The 18802-nt window shown below is 39.6% G+C and carries 15 protein-coding genes; 7 read left to right on the forward strand and 8 right to left on the reverse strand.

The features are described from left to right. Positions 1–169 precede the first annotated feature (169 nt). Positions 170–1555, forward strand: a complete 1386-nt coding sequence (locus tag ED622_RS17735; protein ID WP_122036371.1) for a cytochrome-c peroxidase — start codon at positions 170–172, stop codon at positions 1553–1555. A 49-nt stretch (positions 1556–1604) separates the two neighbouring features. On the opposite strand, the gene ED622_RS17740 is transcribed toward ED622_RS17735, so the two are convergent. Both ED622_RS17740 and ED622_RS17745 read right to left on the reverse strand, forming a co-directional pair. Next, positions 1605–2678: a hypothetical protein gene (locus ED622_RS17740; protein ID WP_122036373.1), complete on the reverse strand. Its 1074-nt coding sequence runs from the start codon at positions 2676–2678 to the stop codon at positions 1605–1607. Further along, entirely contained in the window at positions 2678–3727 is a 1050-nt protein-coding gene (locus ED622_RS17745) for a hypothetical protein (RefSeq protein WP_122036375.1), read from the reverse strand. The genes ED622_RS17740 and ED622_RS17745 overlap by 1 nt, the downstream gene beginning before the upstream one ends. Before the next feature lie 407 nt (positions 3728–4134). Here ED622_RS17745 and ED622_RS17750 point away from each other — a divergent pair, with 407 nt between their 5' ends. The 6 genes from ED622_RS17750 (at position 4135) to ED622_RS17775 (ending at position 12369) form a co-directional block, all read left to right on the forward strand. Then, positions 4135–4764 (forward strand): magnesium transporter, encoded by a 630-nt coding sequence (locus ED622_RS17750; protein ID WP_122036378.1) that lies wholly within the window; start codon positions 4135–4137, stop codon positions 4762–4764. Between the two features lie 209 nt (positions 4765–4973). Then, positions 4974–5519 (forward strand): RNA polymerase sigma factor SigZ, encoded by a 546-nt coding sequence (sigZ, locus tag ED622_RS17755; RefSeq protein ID WP_122036380.1) that lies wholly within the window; start codon positions 4974–4976, stop codon positions 5517–5519. A gap of 151 nt (positions 5520–5670) precedes the next feature. Next, positions 5671–7269 (forward strand): glutamate--cysteine ligase, encoded by a 1599-nt coding sequence (gshA, locus tag ED622_RS17760; RefSeq protein ID WP_122036382.1) that lies wholly within the window; start codon positions 5671–5673, stop codon positions 7267–7269. A 4-nt stretch (positions 7270–7273) separates the two neighbouring features. After that, positions 7274–9073, forward strand: coding sequence for an ABC transporter ATP-binding protein (locus tag ED622_RS17765; RefSeq protein WP_122036384.1), 1800 nt, complete (start codon positions 7274–7276; stop codon positions 9071–9073). Next, positions 9066–10883 carry an ABC transporter ATP-binding protein gene (locus ED622_RS17770; RefSeq protein ID WP_122036386.1) on the forward strand — a complete coding sequence of 606 codons (1818 nt, stop codon included), beginning with the start codon at positions 9066–9068 and terminating at the stop codon, positions 10881–10883. Before ED622_RS17765 ends, ED622_RS17770 begins: the two co-directional genes overlap by 8 nt. Before the next feature lie 25 nt (positions 10884–10908). Next, on the forward strand, positions 10909–12369 hold the full coding sequence (locus tag ED622_RS17775; RefSeq protein ID WP_122036388.1) for a glutathione synthase: 1461 nt from the start codon (positions 10909–10911) through the stop codon (positions 12367–12369). An 89-nt stretch (positions 12370–12458) separates the two neighbouring features. On the opposite strand, the gene ED622_RS17780 is transcribed toward ED622_RS17775, so the two are convergent. From ED622_RS17780 to betA, 6 genes are all read right to left on the reverse strand, one after another. Next, positions 12459–12998 (reverse strand): DUF3332 domain-containing protein, encoded by a 540-nt coding sequence (locus tag ED622_RS17780; protein WP_122036390.1) that lies wholly within the window; start codon positions 12996–12998, stop codon positions 12459–12461. A gap of 297 nt (positions 12999–13295) precedes the next feature. Further along, a complete protein-coding gene (locus ED622_RS17785) occupies positions 13296–13769 on the reverse strand; it encodes a MarR family winged helix-turn-helix transcriptional regulator (protein ID WP_122036392.1) in 474 nt (157 codons plus the stop codon). Positions 13770–13969: 200 nt separating this feature from the next. Further along, positions 13970–15157 carry a choline ABC transporter ATP-binding protein gene (gene choV / locus ED622_RS17790; protein WP_122036395.1) on the reverse strand — a complete coding sequence of 396 codons (1188 nt, stop codon included), beginning with the start codon at positions 15155–15157 and terminating at the stop codon, positions 13970–13972. Between the two features lie 2 nt (positions 15158–15159). After that, complete coding sequence (choW, locus tag ED622_RS17795; protein ID WP_045104423.1) at positions 15160–16002, reverse strand: choline ABC transporter permease subunit; 843 nt, start codon at positions 16000–16002, stop codon at positions 15160–15162. Positions 16003–16047: 45 nt separating this feature from the next. After that, positions 16048–16989: a choline ABC transporter substrate-binding protein gene (locus ED622_RS17800; RefSeq protein WP_122036397.1), complete on the reverse strand. Its 942-nt coding sequence runs from the start codon at positions 16987–16989 to the stop codon at positions 16048–16050. Positions 16990–17066: 77 nt separating this feature from the next. Then, positions 17067–18767 (reverse strand): choline dehydrogenase, encoded by a 1701-nt coding sequence (gene betA / locus ED622_RS17805; RefSeq protein ID WP_122036399.1) that lies wholly within the window; start codon positions 18765–18767, stop codon positions 17067–17069. Positions 18768–18802: the final 35 nt, after the last annotated feature.

Raw genomic sequence — 18802 nt, forward strand, 5'->3', positions numbered from 1 at the left:
AACACACAACTAAAAGTCTAATGTAATTTATCACCATGAAAAGTAAGGTTATTTAATGTTATCAGGTTGGGGTATCGATTAAATCGATGATTCTGATGATATTTCTTCCTTGGAAAGCGTTTTTTTTTCACTCTATCGTGTGCGCATATTCAGATTGCAGGAGAGAATGATGAAAAAAATAGGATTAATTATAGGACTTGGCGTCATTGCCTACCTTGGTAGCGTTTATGTAGTTGACTCATCAGATGACGCTCGAAGTCAAAGAAAGCTAGCGAACTCACAAACTAAAGATGACCCTATATCTTCAGCTGCGTTTCAAGTATTAACAGAGAATGGGTGTGGTTATTGCCATACTGAAAATAGCGAAATGCCTTTTTACGCCAATCTTCCTATCGCTAAACAATTGATGAAAAAAGACGTAGAAAGTGGATTACGTCATTTTCAATTTGATGAAGTACTAAGTAGTTTTGAAGAGGGTAATCAAATTTCAGACGTTGCATTGGCTAAGATCAGTGGCGTATTGAATGATAATTCTATGCCACCAAAAGCCTATTTATCTATGCACTGGCGCTCAAACTTATCCAACGAAGAAAAACAAACGTTACGCACATGGATAAAGCAAGAACAAAAGAAGAAGCACTCATTGGCAAGCTCAGAGTTTAAATACGAAGCCGTTCAACCAATTAATGCTGACATAACGGTAGATGAACAAAAAGTGGCATTAGGTGATGCGCTATACCATGATAAACGTCTGTCTGGTGATAACACGGTAGCCTGCTCTAGCTGCCATTCATTATCAACGGGTGGGGTGGATAGATTAACCACCTCAACTGGTATTAATGGTTCAAAAGGCCCAATTAATGCGCCGACGGTGTTTAACTCATCTTACAATATTCATCAATTCTGGGATGGTCGTGCGAATGATTTACAAGAACAAGCGGGTGGGCCACCGATGAACCCTATTGAAATGGGATCAACCTCATGGGATCAAATCACAGGTAAACTTGAGCTTGATGAAGAGATGAAAGCGACTTTTGCTGCGATTTATCCTGATGGGATCACTGGTGATAACATTACAGATGCGATTGCTGAATTTGAGAAAACTTTGATTACACCAAACAGCCGATTTGACCAATTCTTAAAAGGCGATGCATTAGCGTTAAACGAGCAAGAGCAACACGGTTATGAATTATTTAAGCAAAATAAATGCTCGACGTGTCATGCTGGTCAAGCAATGGGTGGGCAAACGTTCGAAGTTATGGGCTTAAAAGCGGATTACTTTGGCGAGCGAGGCAATGTATCTGAGGTGGATAATGGTCGCTTTAATGTAACCAACAAAGCGCATGATATGAATCGTTTTAAAGTGCCTACCTTACGAAATATTGCATTAACTGCACCGTATTTTCACGATGGCAGTGCAGACACTTTAGATGATGCAGTTGCAGCTATGGCTCAATACCAAGTGGGTGTTACCTTATCTAAGAGTGAAGTTGCTGATATCAATGCTTATTTAAAAACCTTAACCGGTGAATATAATGGTGAAATGCTGAATTAGAACAAATACTGATAATAAAAAGGAGATCATATGATCTCCTTTTTTCGTTTTATTGCTGAGCGATGTCATTTAAAAATTGAAGACGCTCTTTTTCTTGTTCTGACATTTGATAGGGTTCATCATTTAAGCTTGAAATATCAAACGATGAAATTGGGAAAACAGGTTTTCGGCTTGTGCCATAACGCGTTTTCTCTCCAGGAAAGTTAGACATTTTTTCCACCGTGATATTTCGCAGTTCAAACTCTGCTACATCATTTTTAAGCACCGAACTATGTGCTTTTAGTTGAAAGACAGCATCACCTTGAGAGAGTTTCCCTTTATTTGTTAAGGAAGCAACCGGCTTCCCATCTTTTTGAAATAAGTTGGCTCTAATTCGGTAGTTACCGGACTCTTTCACTTCAACGTTCAGTGGTAATATCATATCGCTTCCTGCAGAGTAGGGAGGCTCTATTGAGTTAACATAAGCCACTGGATTTGAGAATTGAATATCGGTAGTGAGAGTATCTTCACCATTTAAAAAAGAGATTACCGCTTTAATTCTAATCTCTTGAGGCCACTCTTTTTGAGGTAAAAACTCAGTAATTAACTCTTGTGAGTATTGAGTTGTGAGGGATTTGCGAGTTTCTGGGTCTAATAGATCATACTCGATATGATCAACCGCGAGATCTGAATTAAGAGTGATGGTAATAGGCTCAGGGTAAGAAAATCGATATTTATCTAAAGAGAGGGAAGCTTTGTGAGAACCATCTAATACAGGGATCTTAACTTCACTAAAATGATTGGGTTCAAGATAACTTTTATCGTTAGAAAGCAGTGGCGTTGAGTATGAAGGATAAATAATATCTGCGGCGTAAGCTTTAGATAATAAGGCAAACTGTTTGGTTAACTCTTGCGGTAAAGTCTGAGGTATCTCATCTTGTTCTTGTGGAGGTGTAAGGTCTGTTTTTGTTTGCACTACTTCTTTTTTTAATTGCCTTTCTGAAGCTGTTTTTATTTTTTGGTGAGCTTTTACTGAAGGATGATCTCCTGCCATTGTTGGGGCTGAGTTATCCTGCATTATCCAGTGAAAAGTGGTGGCTGAAGTCATCAACAGCGCACCAATAAATAAAGTATTCTTATTCATCACAATAAATCACTAACCAGTTCAGACATGGTTTCATTTTTTGAGTTATCAACGTAACGATATGTATTGCCGCTTAACCAATAAGTAGAATCTGTCGTACTTACTTTAATGATTGTGCCATCGAGCAGTGTTTTTTGTTGGCTTATTGCCGTTACTTTACCTTGATGTTTTGTGCCAATTAATCCGCTATGGCTGTAATCATCCCCCATTAATAGTGGGTAATGATAAGGCATAAAATTAGTCACCGCTTGTGGTTGGTTTTCTATTTTTCCATCAAAAGCGAGAGTTGTTGAACAGCTTGTAAATGAGCCAGATTGACTTGAACCACAAGAAGAATGACTTGATACCACGCCATCATCTTTCCCTGGTAAGAATCCACTGGTTGATCCAAAATAGTCACTGCCTTTACCGACAAAGCGAATGCGAGGAATACGGTTATCAGGTAAAGGGGCTAATTGGCGTGCATTGGTAATTTTTAAATCATTAAGTACGCCGGTATTCCCTGCACTAGGTGTTTCACCTAACCATAATGACATTGCGTATTTTAGCGGAGCATTTAATACGCCACTGCCTTCTGAGATATTAATCGCCATATCACCCAGCTCAGAACCACCGCCTGCACCAGCAAAATCAAAGGTCGCAATAATATTAAGAGGAGCTAACCCCGCATTGGTCAGCCAGTTTTCTTGATTGTCTAACAAATAGCGAGCGACCAGATCCCCAGTAGAATGAGTCACTAAAATACAGCCATTTTGACAGGTGTTATTTTCAGAAAGAGCTTTTAATTTTGGCCATACGTAATCGCTTGAAATTTTTCCTGCAACACGTTCGTGAGAAGGCCAGTCGATACGCTCATCGGCTTTAGTTAACCAAAAATCTTGCCAATAGGTTTTTCCATCAGCAACAACCGCATCATGATTGGGTTTGGTTTGAAGTTGACCAGCTTGAAAGCCATGGATCAAGATTATTGGGTGTTCACCTAATGCTGCCAAACTAGAAAAAGAAGTTATAGCAGTAATGAATAAAAATAGACGTGAAAATAATTTCATAAGAGTTGGCTCTTTTTGAGTAATTATATTTATAGAGTAATTGCTCAACTTAACTTTCGCAAATAGTGATATCGATTGCGTTCTCATTTATGAGTCAATGCGCATTAATTGCTGATTATTTAATCAGTTTATGGCCGTTTTAATTATTTTTTCTGTATTTATTGCTGAATGTAAATGAAGGGGATTATTGCAATACCTGCTTACACACCATAATGGCATCTCTTACTATTATTGGGTAAAGTCCGCCCGTCTTTGAATGCAGTTTTTCTGCTATCCATTAACCCATCTTGTTTATACAAGGAAGCACATCATGAACACAAGTAAACAGGAACCCCCAAGTTGGTGGTTTAACTCTTTTTCTACATGATGATCTGAGGGTGATATGTCTTCAGATCTGGAGACGTATTATGGAATTTGTACAACAAAAAACAGACACCGAACATATTAAAACAGCAGACAACATGCATAAAGGTTCTGGTGTTGAAGATAGTAATATCAGCATAAAAAATGCGTCAATTGGCGTGCTTTATAAGAAACGCGTATTTTGGTTAGTGCTGCTTGTTTTTGGTAATGTATTCTCAGGGGCAGGTATCGCTTACTTTGAAGAGATCATTACCTCTTATGTCGCGTTGGTTTTTTTCTTACCTTTATTAATTGATAGCGGTGGTAACGCCGGGTCTCAATCTGCAACCTTAATGGTTCGAGCGTTAGCTACCGGTGATGTAAAACCAAATGACTGGGGTAAAATGCTTGGCAGAGAAGTATTTGTCGCTCTAGGGCTTGGTTTGAGTATGGCTGCTGCCGTTTATCTTTTAGGTTTATATCGCGGTGGCTATGAGATTGCGATGGTGGTTGGCTTAAGTATGATAGCGATTGTGCTTATAGGTAGCTTAATTGGCACTATACTTCCTTTTGGTTTACATAAACTCAATTTAGATCCCGCTTCTGCTAGTGCCCCAATGATAACCTCTATCGCCGATATTTCCGGCGTATTAATTTATTTTGCGATAGCTTCTGCGGTATTAGAGATAGGCTAACCACTCTCTTATTTTAAAATATTCGCTCATTGATGAATGGATTAAAGACGTTAAAAAGCCCAATATCACTTTTGATGTTGGGCTTTTTTCCTATATAAGGCGTTATCGATTACAATGAGCTATCGTAAATATTTTATTTTGTATCAGTTCTAAAATATGATTTTTCCTTTAGTGGTTAAACATATTCACTTATTTGAGGTTCCGTTTTTATGCTGTCAGAATGGCAAAATCACAAAGCGCAATTGCGTAATTACGTTTACAAACGAGTGGATGATGCAAGTGCGGTAGATGACATACTTCAAGATGTGTATATAAAAGCCAGCAGCAATTTGCACCAATTAAAATCTCAAGGTAGCTTGAAAGGGTGGTTATATAAAATTGCCTATAACACCATCATGGATTTTTACCGTGATAAGTTGCCTTATGATGAGCTACCGGAAGATTTAGTCGCAGAAGATGAAGATACGGTAGAGGAAGCTCGAAAAGAGATGGCTGAATGTATCCGTCCACTAATTGATGAGCTTCCAGAAAAATACAGTATTCCTTTACGTTTAGCTGAACTAGAAGGCGTTCCTCAACAAGAGATTGCTGATAAGTTAGGGTTATCCTTGTCTGGGGCAAAAAGTCGAATTCAACGTGGGCGAGTAAAGTTTCGTGAAAATCTTATGACCTGTTGTGATTTTGAACTCAATGATGGGGGTGTGGTAACGGGTTACTCGCCTAAAAAGGGAAGCTGTTCCTCAGATCAAAAGTAACCTCATTTCCTATTTAAAATAGACGGTAAATAGAAACATTATTTTCCGTTTATCTACTTTTATTCTTTTTCATTTTATTTAAATTTTTTTGCGTCTTTTTCTCTATTTGTGCGTCTTCAAGTGGTTAAAAATATTTTTATGAAGAACATAAATGAAAAATACAGATGTGAAATACCTAGAATCTAATGCGCTTTCTTTTTTAAATAACGACAATGCTATGAATACGTTGCATGCCATTCGACGTGGAATTGAAAGGGAGTTGATCCGCACTACGCCTGAAAACCGTATTTCAAACTTATCTCATCCAGAAGTTTTGGGTTCTGCTTTAACGCACCCTTACATAACGACTGATTTTGCAGAAGCGCAATTAGAGTTAGTTACCCCTGCAATGACAGAAAGAAAGGCGACGTTTAATTCGTTAGCTTCTTTGCATCATTTTGTTGCAACTCATTTGCCTGAAGATGAAATCATGTGGGGGGCAAGTATGCCACCTGAACTGCCAAATGATGATGAGATTAAGATTGCCGCGTATGGGTCATCGAACGCTGGGCTACATAAGGTGCGTTACCGTGAAGGCTTAGCCAATCGTTATGGAAAAAGAATGCAGTTAATTTCGGGCATTCATTATAACTTTTCATTACCCGATTCATTCTGGGCAACGTTACACGCACACCTAGGTAGTGAATTACCATTAAATGATTTTATTTCAGATCGCTACTTTCATCTGATCCGTAATGTTCTACGTAACGGGTGGGTTATTCCTTATTTATTTGGCGCATCGCCAGCGGTAGACAAAAGCTATTTAGCAGATCAAGAGCATCCCTTAGCTACTTTTGACGAAGATACTTACTATTTGCCATGGGCAACTTCGCTGCGTTTAAGCAATATGGGGTATAGCAGTAATGAGCAGTCTCTTTACCCAACAAGCTTTAATAGTAAACAAGAATATTTAACTGATTTATGTCATGCATTAACAACACCAAGCGCACGTTATGCTCATCTAAATTCTGAGCAGCAATTAAATGGGTCAGTATTACAATTAGAAAATGAGTTGTATGGTTCGGTAAGACCTAAAATCGTTAATGATCAATTGCGTCCTTTATATGCAATGTGCCATCACGGTATTCAATACATTGAATTACGCAGTCTGGATAATAATCCACTATTACCATTAGGGATCAGTGAAGAACAAAGTCATTTTCTTGATGCATTTCTTACCTACAACGCTTTAGCACCAAGTCCAGAATTAACCGATGATGAACGAGAGTTAATTGCCCGTCGTCAAGAGTTAGTAGCAACAGAAGGGCGAAAACATGGGCTATTATTACCAACGTTAGAGGGAGATATTAAGCTTAAAGATCTTGGTTCTGAATTACTGGATGCAATGATACCTGTTGCAACATGGCTAGATAATGCGTTTGCTACACAAGGGCATAAACAAGGTATTGAACGTGAGAAAGCTAAGTTTGTAGATAGTAATTTAACGCCATCAGCACAACTGCTAGCAATGATGAAAGAGGAAAAACTCTCATATAAACGAGCAACACAGAGACTCTCAATAGTGCATTTTAAACAGCATCAAGACACTAAGATTGAAGAAGAGGAAATGGAGAATTTAACTCGTTTAGTGACAGAGTCTTTAGTTAAACAACAGCAAATGGACACACAACAAGACATAAGTTTTGATGAGTTTATTCAGAAAAAAAATTATTTACAGTGTGACTGTGAAATAGAAGAGGCGGTAGCGTAATTTAATGAATATTTTGTGGAAATTGCGCGGTTACATCAAGATGTTTTCACGCCAATATATTATCGCCATTATCGCATTACAAGTGGTGGCGCTACTCAGTCTAATACCTTCTTGGTTAATTGGGAGGGTCATCGATAGTATCAGTGCTAACCAACTAACTATGGCGTATTTATTGATTCATATTGGTGGTATTGCCCTCTCTGCGATTGCTATGTATGGCTTACGTTATGTGTGGCAAAGTCAATTGTATGGGGCTTCTATTGCTATTGCGAAAGTGCTGCGTCGAGACTTATTTAAAAAGTTTTCAAGGTTGTCACCGTCATTTTATTCTCGTCGAAGTACGGGTGATTTAATGGCTCATGCCACTAATGATTTGAATGCGGTTGAAGAGGCAACAGGAATGGGGGTTATGACCTTAGTTGATTCCTTTATCGCCGGTTTGACTGTTATTTTTGGCATGATATTCATTGTGAGTGGTGAGCTTACTGCTGTTGCACTATTACCGTTTCCGTTATTGGTTTATATCACTAAACATTATGGTACTAATCTGCATAAAACATTTGGTCGCGCGCAAGCAAGTTTCGCTCATTTAAATGAAGAAGCGCGTGAAACTGTTTCTGGTATTCGTGCCGTTCGCTCTCATGGTATTGGGCAGCGTCAAGAGCAGCGCTTTGGTAAAACACTGGATGAAACATTAGAAGCAAATTTAGCCGTTGCGAAAGTGGATGCCGCATTTGCACCAACTATCCAGTTAATTTACGGCTTATCGTTTGTAATTTCATTGGCTTATGGGGCGTGGTTAATTAGCCATGGACAGATCTCTGTGGGTTTGTTTACTACGTTTACGTTATACCTTGGGCAATTATTAGGACCATTTCTACAATTTGGTTGGCAGTTTAATGTTTTCCAGCGTGGCAGTACGTCGTGGAAACGCTTGGAAGCACTTTTTTCAGAAAAAGAAGAAGTGGTAGAGGGGACCGTTATATTACCAACTGATGCGAAAGCAACGCTGAATATTAATATAGCTTCATTTTCTTACCAGAATTCGAATCGCCGAGCATTAGAGCACATTAATATGAGGGTAGCTGAAGGTGGCTTTGTTGGTATAACCGGACCAACCGGCAGTGGAAAGAGTACCTTATTACAATTGATCCTAAGACAGTTCGAGTTACAAAGCTCATCAAATATAAGTATTGATGGTCATTCTGTTGAATCATTAACGTTTCATTCATTACGCAGCAAGATGGCGTGGGTTCCACAAAAGCCATTTCTTTTTTCAGGCTCTATTGCTGAAAATATCGCACTGGCTAAACCGGATGCAACAGAAGAGCAAATTAAACATGTTGCAGAGATGGCGGGAATTAAAAGCGAAATTGATGCGATGCCTGATGGGTTTAATACTCAACTACGAGAAGGAGGAAGTAATCTTTCTGGTGGGCAACGTCAGCGATTAACACTGGCAAGAGCTTTACTATCTGATGCGGATATTCTGTTGTTGGATGATCCATTCAGTGCGTTAGACATTAAAACTGAAGTGATTGTTCGTCGAAATCTAAAGGCAAATTACAGTCATAAAACCATGTTATTAGTAACTCAACGTTTACCTAATTTAATCGAAGCAGATCGGATCTTTGTATTAAATGAAGGGCAAATTGAAGAGCAAGGGTCACATCATGATCTATTGGCTAATCAAGGTTGGTATTCAATGGTTTACCAACGACAAAGTCAGCTAAACACCGTTATTGAAGATATCCCAAGTGAGAGTATTCAAGGGGCAAAATCAGAGGGGGAATCTCATGCGTGAAGAAAATGCACAACAGCCTAGTGATGCCTTTTTATTTAAGCGATTATTAGCCTATTCTTTACCTCATAAAGCACGTTTTATTGTCGCCTTTACGATGCTAACGGTAGCGATAAGTGCTGAAATGGCAATTCCATGGCTAGCAAAGATTATCCTTGATGAGGTAATCGTACCGCAACAATTTGAGTGGCCACACCTGATTGGTCTTGTTAGCTTGGTGATGTTGTTTTATGTGATCTCGGCGTTATTTACATATTTGCAAGCCGTATCATTCCGTCATAGTGCCTTGTTGGTGATTAATGACGTGAGAAAACAGCTGTTTAATCATGTGTTGAATTTCTCGATCAGTAGCTTTGATAAATTATCTGCCGGTAAATTGGTTTCTTATATTACCAATGATACTGAATCTATGCGCGATATGTTTGTTTCAACGATACCGACGATCATTCAAGGCAGCTTACGCATCATTGCGATATTTATTGCGATAGCGATCTTGGATTGGCGCTTGATGCTATTGAGCTTGGTATTGATCCCGATATTACTGACAACAATGCATTTGTATCGAAAAATCTCAATGCCAGTGTTTAATGGGATTAGAGAGCAGATCAGCAATATCAATGGACGGATTAATGAATCGTTACAAGGAATGGCGCTGATCCAAGCGTTTAATCAAGAAAAAGCATTTAAAGAAAAATTTGAGCAAGAAAACCAACGTTGGTTTGAGTTTAGAACCAAATCAATCGCGATAGATAGCTTCATGCTGATCCCATTAACCCGTTTAGTGTCGAATCTAACGGCAGCAGGAATTGTGGCGTGGTTTGCTTATGGATCATTAACTACCGCAGTTGAAGTGGGTACGTTATACGCATTTTTGAACTACATCGAACGTTTCTTTGACCCGTTCCGTCAGCTTTCAATGGAGCTACGTAAATTACAGGTGGCAACGGTTGCATCAAAACGTGTATTTGAATTATTGGATGAGCAATCAGAACAGAATCGCTATCCACAAGAACATGTTGAAATCTCAGCGCCGCATGACATTGAGTTTCGTCATGTTGATTTAAGTTATGACGAAGGTAATTTGGTCTTATCTGATGTGAATTTTGTCGCTAAAGGAGGGCAGTTTACAGCGATAGTTGGTCATACTGGCAGTGGCAAAAGCTCGGTGATTAATTTGCTGATGCGATTCTATCAACAGCAACAAGGCTCTATTTTAATTGGAGGTCAACCGATTGAATCTTTACCTGAAGTCCAATTACGTAAATTATTTGGTCTGGTTTCTCAAGATCCAACGATTTTTAGTGGTTCAATAAAAGAAAATATCGACTTATCTCATGATAGGCCAAACGAAGAAAAAGTGATGCTAGCGGCGCAACAAGTTAACGCTGATCACTTTATTAAACGTCTTACCGATGGCTATGATTATCATCCTGGTCACGGTGGAGGTTCATTTTCTGTAGGAGAGCGACAACTGTTAGCTCTGGCTCGTGCTTTATCACATGATCCAAGTGTTTTTCTTTTAGATGAGGCGACGGCCAACATTGATAGTGAGACGGAAGAGACAGTAAAAGCCGCATTAGAAAATATTCGAGATGGGAAAACAGTCATTATGGTCGCGCATCGACTATCAACCATAAAAAACGCGGACCAAATATTAGTAATGAACAAAGGAAAAGTGGTTCAAAGTGGCAGCCATGATGAACTTATTGTGCAAGCTGGAGATTATCGAGAGTTGTATCTAACACAAAAAGCACAAGAAGAAGATGAACATCAGAACAGCACACTTGGTTTAGCTAGCATTACCGCTGCTTGAATTATTGAATTTAAGAGTAATTAAAATGAATACAGAAAAAAAACCGTTTGTTTCTCAACAAATAATTGAAGACGCTTGTGAGTGGGCGATTATGCATGGTGTGGCTTTTCGACAGGCAGATAATACAGCACGACACTGTCCATTTAGTATCGCACCAATGACCATTGAGCGTGACGTATATAATCATTTATTAACGGTAACCCCATTGATAACTAAGCTGATTAATAACGTCTCTGAAGATCATGAATTTCTTCAAGCCTCATTGAGCAGCATGGCGAAAGCCGATCCGTTTTTTGGCTTGTTAATGTCATTGCATCAACAATTACATGGTGATGCAGGCAATAAACTTGTCGCAGAGCGTCAGCCATTATTATTGATGCGTACCGATTTTATGGATGACCGTCAGCACGGCGCAAAAGTAATTGAATTTAATGGAATCGCAGCAGGGATGGGGCCGTTTGGGCAGCGAGCAGCTGAGTTCCACTCTTTTATGAAGCACCAATGGCCAGAAACGTATAATCAATGGATTGAAGACCCTTCAGCTATTTCTGCAGATAACCACGGTTTGGAGCAATTGGCCTATGGTATTGCAACTACTGCGAGATCGATTAAAACGGATTTTTCTGACCAAAGTAAACCCACGTTTTTAATGGTGGTTCAGAAGAATGAAGATAACGTTTATGACCAACATTTACTTGAAGTTGAACTGCAGAAACAAGGAATACGCACAGTAAGACGCACCTTTGAGCAGTTAAGTACTCAACTTTCTAGTGGAGAGAATAAGCGACTGTTACTTGAGAATGTAGGGGCCATTGATGTTGTTTATTTACGTGCGGGTTATCAATATGAGGATTATTTCGCACCGGAATTAAATGAGCCAGTGTGCTGCCATACATTGAGTCAAATTAGACTGTTTATCGAGCAGCATCATGTTGCCGTGAATGCCACGATCAGTCAGCAATTAGCGACCAGTAAATCAATGCAAATGTTATTAACCATGATGCCAGAAACGGAATATGCTCGTTGGGGGTTAACGTTAGAAGAGGCTCAATTAGTTAAAAGTGTACTGGCAGAGATGAAGCCGATTAATACGCAAACTATAGATTGGTTTACGACCGAAGCAGACCAAAATCAATGGGTATTAAAAAACCAAGGAGAAGGTGGTGGTCATTGTATCTTTGGTCAGGATATCGCAGGAAAATTAACTCAGTTAGCACCAGAAGAATACGATGCATGGGCGTTAATGCAACGCTTATATCCACATGAGCGTGATACGCCAACCATTGCCGTTCGTGATGGTGAACAAACTATGGTGGATGATTTAGTGAGTGAAATTGGTTTATTTACAGCGTATTACAATGGTAAACCAGTGACAGAGTTTGAAGGCTATGCAGGGTATTTAATTCGCAGTAAACCTGCCAGTGAAAATGAAGGTGGGATCCACAGCGGCAAAGGGATTTTAGATTCGTTGGTGTTAATTGATTAATAAGCTTTATTATTAGTACAAAGCCCAATATCACTCTAATAATATTGGGCTTTTTATTTATTAAATCAATGAGTATATTTAAGTAAGCATTAGGCTTTGGATGCTGCTAGTTCTTGTAGTTGTTCAATTGTAGTTTCCGCAACAAGTACACCATCAATAAAGTAACTTACTTGATTGTCATTTTTTAAACCAAGAAGCGTTGCTTTATCTCCGTTTGAATACGTAATATCCATTTGAATTGTGTTTTCATCGATTTGTTGAAATTGACCTGTTTCATAAGTTCTTTGCAGGGTGATTGGTCCTACAGGTGCTGTTTTTAATGAGTCATCTAAATCGTCATTAATATTTAGCATGGTCTCTGTTTTACTATCAAAAATATGTGGAGATCCATTAATTGGGTTTTTCCCCGTCCAGAACTCAAGCGAGTTAAAAACGATATAATCGGCGGCGGTTGTAATTGCATAAACGGGTGATAATAAAAAGTTTACTCCAGCTCGAGCGTATCGGTTATCTACGACTTCAACGTTGAATTGCATTAGCTTTCCTGTCACTGCCATGCTGCCAACACATCCAGATAAACTGATGGCCACAGCGGTCATTGCCACAACTTTAATAAATGTTTTTTTCATGTTCCCTCACTTGGCATTAAGCATTTTACTAGAACTATTAACATAGTCGTAAATTCTTCAATAAGTAGGAAATGTGGCTAATTTTTAAGTGTTTATTTTTTATTGTGTGCGGAAGTGCAAAAAATTAATGAGATTGAATGATGCTTTAGATGAGTGCGAATGTTTAATTTTTTGCTATAAAAAATCAGTATCCAATATATAAGCACAAAAAAGCCCAACGTCATTTGATGTTGGGCTTTTTCATTTATGTTCTAAATATAAGTAGTTTGCCTATGGTAGGCCAATAGCTTACATAAACTAACTTTTTGCTATGCCTTCTAATTGAAGCACTGGAGCCGCATCAATATCTTCAGCGTTCATCATTGAAGAGACGCGTTGCATTGAAGACAGTATTAGGCTTTGTTCCCAAGATTCTAAATTATGGAATTTGTTTACAAAGTTATCTTGTAAAGAAAGAGGTGCTTTACTAAGTAATTCTTCGCCTTTTTCTGTCAAATTAGCATGTACTTTTCGTCGATCAGATTCACTACGAATACGTTGAACATATCCATTATGTTCTAAACGATCGATAATAGTTGTCGTTGTCGCTTGGCTTACACTTGTGTGTTTTGACAGTTCTTTGATCGTTACATTGTGCATGCTTTGAATAGCACGCATTAGAATAAGTTGAGGACCAGTTAATCCATATTCTTTGCTCAGTTTTTTCGATTGTAAATCGATAGCTCGAATTATCTGACGAATAGCAACCAGTACTTCTTCATGTTTATCCACGTAACAGACCTTTGTATAAATGCAAAATTGAATAGTTTACAACGTTGTTGATTTCCGCATTGTACTGATGTTCAGATGATTCTCAATCTTTTATAACTTTACAGGCTCATCAATCATGAGTTTTTCTCTATATTGTGTGCTAGCGACGGATTGGGGCAGTGAAGAGGAGTGGCTTTTCCTCATCACTGCGGTCGGTATTTTTATGCGGCGTTATTTAATTGAAAATCACCAATAAGAGCGCTGTAAAACTCATTATTATCAAGAATACCGACTAACTGATTGTCTTCGACAAGTAAGATAGGGTGATTACTTAATTGTTTCAACTTAATGGCATCTCGCATGCCGATCTCAGGACTTGCGATAACTAATGTTGTTTGATTTATTGCAGAAAAATCATTATTTGTCTGCTCCCACTTAACTAAAGTGATCTCAGGTTGCCCTTCAATACTCAACGTCGATGGGTGTTGGTTAACCCATAAATTTTTAGCATCACAAATTTTCCAACGTTGATCTTCCTGTTTAAGTGAATCGAGAGGCTGCATTAATGAACGGCCTTTTAATACATTTAATGGATTTGTGTGCGCTACAAAATCTTTCACGTATTCTGTTTTCGGGTTAAGCACGATGTCTTCTGGTTTACCGTGTTGAATTAATTTACCCGATTCCATGATCGCAATGTTATTGCCAATTTTTAACGCTTCATCTAAATCATGGCTAACAAATAAAATGGTTTTATTTAGCTTTGTTTGTAATAGAAGAAGTTCATCTTGAAGCTGAGATCGAATAAGAGGATCAAGTGCCGAAAATGGTTCATCCATTAATAGAATGTCGGTATCCATCGTAAACGCTCGGGCTAAACCAACCCGTTGTTGCATACCGCCTGAAAGTTCATGAGGGTATTTCATTTCCCATTCAGCAAGGCCAACCATTTCAATTTGTTCACGTGCTCTTGCTCGGCGTTCATTTTTTGCGATGCCTTGCATTTCTAAACCAAAAGCGACGTTATCAAGCACAGTAAGCCATGGCATTAATGCAAAGTTTTGGAAAACCATCGAAACACGTTGAGTACGTAAATGGCGTAAGGTTTCTTCATCACACAGAGCGACATCGACAAGTTTGTCGCCATTCTTAATCATGAGCTCACCGCGGCTTACTTCGTTTAATCCGTTAACGGCGCGAAGCAGACTTGATTTACCTGAACCAGATAATCCCATTAGAACGCAAATCTCGCCTTCTTTAACTGAAAGAGAGACATTATCAACACCGACAACTTGGCCTATCTCGTCGATAATCTCTTGGCGAGTTTTCCCTTGGTCTAATAATTCCAACGCTTGTTTAGTTTTTTTTCCAAACACCACATCGAGGTTTTTTATAGTAATGGCATCCATGATTATACTTCCTTCTGATTTGGTGCTTTACATAAGCGGTCAAGAATAATAGCGACAAGAACAATGGCTAATCCTGCTTCAAAACCTTGTGAGATATTCACGGTATTAAGCGCTCGAACAACAGGTTTACCTAAGCCATCAGCACCAACAAGTGCGGCAATAACCACCATTGATAACGACAACATTATACATTGGGTGATGCCGGCCATAATGCTGGGAAGTGCCGCAGGTAATTCTACTTTGAGTAATAACTTCATGCGGCTTGCACCAAACGCTTTGCCTGCTTCAATTAACTCTCCCGGCACTTTTGTGACACCAAGGTACGTAAGACGAATAGGAGCAGCAATGGCAAAAATAATGGTTGAGATTAACCCAGGAACAATACCTAAACCGAATAAAACGAGAGTTGGAATTAAGTAGACAAAAGTGGGTACAGTTTGCATTAAATCAAGGATTGGTCTTAACACGGTATAGAGCCAAGGTCGGTGTGCAGCCATGATCCCAATCGGTACGCCAATTAATACGGAAATCGTTGTCGCTGCAAAAACAAGGACAAAGGTTTCCAGCATTTCTTGCCAATAGCCAAGGTTTAGAATAGTGAGTAATGCGACGACGACAAAAATCACTAATGATGGTTTTCTGTGTAAATACCACGCAATAGCAGCGGTCATAAGAATAGGAAGCGCAGGTGGCATCCATTTAAAGACATCGACTAAAAATAGGATAATAGTTTCTAGAAAAAATGAAATGGCATCAAAAAAACCAGCGGCATTGATAGTTAACCAGTCAACGCCTGTTTCCATCCATTGCCCAACAGGGATTTTGTGCTCAGTAATAAAATTCACAATATTTCCTTAAATGACTGGTGGGCCGAAACCCACCATTATTGATTAAGCTTTAACTTGTTTTAGGTATTCAGTAACTGATTTATTTGCGGCGTCACCTTGCAGTGATTTCACATTCTCAAGCCATGCTTTTACTTGTTGTGGATTTTTGTTTAACCACTGTTGAGCCGCTTTCTCTGGCGTCATTTTTTGATTTAGAATGTTTTCCATCAGTTCATTCTCCATCTCAAGACTAAACTCTAGATTTTGTAATAACTGTCCAACATTTTTACATTCTGAAAGGTAGTTAGAGCGAACGTTGGTATACACGCTTGCGCCGCCATAGTTGGCACCAAAGAAGTCATCGCCACCTGATAGATATTCCATTTCAACATTGCTGTTCATTGGGTGTGGAGCCCAACCTAAATAGACTATCCATTGACTGCGACGAACGGCGCGTGATACTTGAGAAACCATACCTGCTTCACTTGATTCAACAACACTAAACTCTTTAAGACCAAACGCGTCAGAATCAATCATTGATTGAATGATACGGTTACCATCGTTACCCGGTTCGATTCCGTAGATGCGGTCTTTGAACTTGTCGGCATTTTTAGCTAAATCTGCAAAGCTTGTAACGCCTGCGTCGTACACATATTTTGGTACGGCAAGTGTGTATTTAGCGCCTTCTAAATTGGCACGAACGGTTTCTACCGTGCCCGCTTCACGGTATTTAGCTATATCCCCTTCCATCGTTGGCATCCAGTTACCTAAGAAGACATCAATGTCGCCATTTGCCATTGAAGAGTAAGTTACGGGAACAGAAAGAAGATCGGTTTTGGTTTTATAGCCCATGCCTTTAAGTAGTTCAGAGGTTACTGCGGTTGTTGCGGTGATGTCTGTCCAACCGACATCTGCAAAACGTACGGTTTCACATTGATTGGCATACACGTTAAAAGCGAATGAGCTGATCGCTAATGTGGCAAGTGTCTTTTTTGTAAGTGACATAATAATTCCTTGTAATGATTCCTTTCGCCATTGGGTATAACGGCGCTGCTGACTGTATTTTTTGTGTTTCTTATTATTTAAGAAAGCGTGTTTGCTTCTCTTATTGGTGCGTTTATTCGTTGTTTCTCTTCCCATTCTGGTGCTATCCAAACGGGGGCGTGCTCCCCTGTGAGCATAGGGTTGCCAAGAATGAAATCGGCGGCACGTTCTGCAACCATTATGGTGGGAGCATTTAAGTTTCCGTTTGGAATCGTTGGGAACACAGAAGAATCGACCACGCGTAAATTTTCAATCCCACGTACACGGCACTCTTCGTCAAGTACGGCCATTGGGTCCTCTTCTTTACCCATTTTGCAACCACAAGAAGGGTGGTAAGCACTTTCTACATTTTGTTTAACCCATTTATCAATTGCCTCATCAGACGTGATTTCGATACCCGGTTGTATTTCATCACCACGGAATGAATCCATTGATGGTTGGGATAAAATTTCACGAGTAAGGCGGATACAATCGCGCCAATCTTGGCGATCTCGTTCAGTCGAAATGTAGTTAAAAACGATCTTTGGTTTAGCGTGAGGATCTGCTGAGGTTATTGACACGGTTCCGCGGCTTTCTGGTTTATTTGGTCCAACATGAACTTGAAATCCATGACCACCAAACGCAGCTTGTCCGTCATAACGCATCGCCGCAGGTAAGAAGTGGTATTGAAGATTAGGCCATTTCAAACCTTTACGAGAACGAATAAAAGCACACGATTCAAAGTGGTTTGTTGCGCCTAACCCTTTGCGAGTTAGTATCCATTCTGTGCCTATTAAGCCTTTACTTACCAAGCCCAGTTTACTGTTAAGAGTAATGGGTTCTTTACAGTGGTATTGGAAGTAAATTTCAAGGTGATCTTGCAGGTTTTCACCAACACCAGAGAGTTGATGTTTTACCTCTACGCCTGCGTTTTCTAAGACGGCTTTTGGACCTATGCCTGACAGTTGAAGTAATTGAACTGAGCCAATTGAACCTGCACTTGAAATAACTTCTTTATTCGCATGCACATTGATGATTTTTCCTGATTTTTCAAACTCAATACCAACGGCTTTCTTGTCTTCAAGTAGAATTTTTCTTGCGATAATTCCTTTCATTAGCGTTAAGTTAGGACGCTTTAAAGCACGACGAAGATATGCGTTTGAGGTAGATGCTCTAACGCCTTTATCTACCGTCATGTGCATTGGACCAAAACCTTCTTGCTGATAGCCGTTGTAGTCTGATGTTTCTGGATATCCCGCGTCTTTACCTGCATTGATGAAGGCTTGATATAGAGGGTTAAGTGTCATGTCATTACCATTACACGTACCTAAAGGGCCTTCGCCTCCGCGATATTGATCCGCGCCTTTACTCCATGTTTCTGCTTTACGGAAGTAAGGTAAGCAGGCTTGATAGTTCCAACCTGTCGCGCCATTTTCTTCCCATTCGTCATAATCACACGCGTGACCACGAACATAAACCATGCCGTTGATCGATGAGCTTCCACCAAGAACTTTGCCGCGAGGGCAGTGTAGTTGGCGTCCATCGAGTCCTGATTCTTGTTGAGTCTCGAACTGCCATGCGTACTTTTCAGAATTCATAGGATAAGAAAGAGCCGTCGGCATTTGGATAAAAATACTCTTATCCGTCCCGCCTGCTTCTAATAATAAAACGCTGTGTTGACCGCTTTCGGTTAGTCTATCTGCTAACACACAGCCGGCCGAACCCGCGCCGACGATAATATAATCGTAGCGTTGTTCCATGTTGGTATTCTCCGTGACGTCTAGCGCATAGGGCT

The organism is Aliivibrio sp. EL58 (genome assembly GCF_900312675.1).
Taxonomy (GTDB): domain Bacteria; phylum Pseudomonadota; class Gammaproteobacteria; order Enterobacterales; family Vibrionaceae; genus Aliivibrio.

Excerpts from the sequence above, each read along its gene's own strand:
- ED622_RS17735 (WP_122036371.1), top strand. The coding sequence starts at position 170 with ATGAAAAAAATAGGATTAATTATAGGACTTGGCGTCATTGCCTACCTT.
- ED622_RS17740 (WP_122036373.1), bottom strand. The coding sequence starts at position 2,678 with ATGAATAAGAATACTTTATTTATTGGTGCGCTGTTGATGACTTCAGCC.
- ED622_RS17745 (WP_122036375.1), bottom strand. The coding sequence starts at position 3,727 with ATGAAATTATTTTCACGTCTATTTTTATTCATTACTGCTATAACTTCT.
- ED622_RS17750 (WP_122036378.1), top strand. The coding sequence starts at position 4,135 with ATGGAATTTGTACAACAAAAAACAGACACCGAACATATTAAAACAGCA.
- sigZ (WP_122036380.1), top strand. The coding sequence starts at position 4,974 with ATGCTGTCAGAATGGCAAAATCACAAAGCGCAATTGCGTAATTACGTT.
- gshA (WP_122036382.1), top strand. The coding sequence starts at position 5,671 with ATGAAAAATACAGATGTGAAATACCTAGAATCTAATGCGCTTTCTTTT.
- ED622_RS17765 (WP_122036384.1), top strand. The coding sequence starts at position 7,274 with ATGAATATTTTGTGGAAATTGCGCGGTTACATCAAGATGTTTTCACGC.
- ED622_RS17770 (WP_122036386.1), top strand. The coding sequence starts at position 9,066 with ATGCGTGAAGAAAATGCACAACAGCCTAGTGATGCCTTTTTATTTAAG.
- ED622_RS17775 (WP_122036388.1), top strand. The coding sequence starts at position 10,909 with ATGAATACAGAAAAAAAACCGTTTGTTTCTCAACAAATAATTGAAGAC.
- ED622_RS17780 (WP_122036390.1), bottom strand. The coding sequence starts at position 12,998 with ATGAAAAAAACATTTATTAAAGTTGTGGCAATGACCGCTGTGGCCATC.
- choV (WP_122036395.1), bottom strand. The coding sequence starts at position 15,157 with ATGGATGCCATTACTATAAAAAACCTCGATGTGGTGTTTGGAAAAAAA.
- ED622_RS17800 (WP_122036397.1), bottom strand. The coding sequence starts at position 16,989 with ATGTCACTTACAAAAAAGACACTTGCCACATTAGCGATCAGCTCATTC.
- betA (WP_122036399.1), bottom strand. The coding sequence starts at position 18,767 with ATGGAACAACGCTACGATTATATTATCGTCGGCGCGGGTTCGGCCGGC.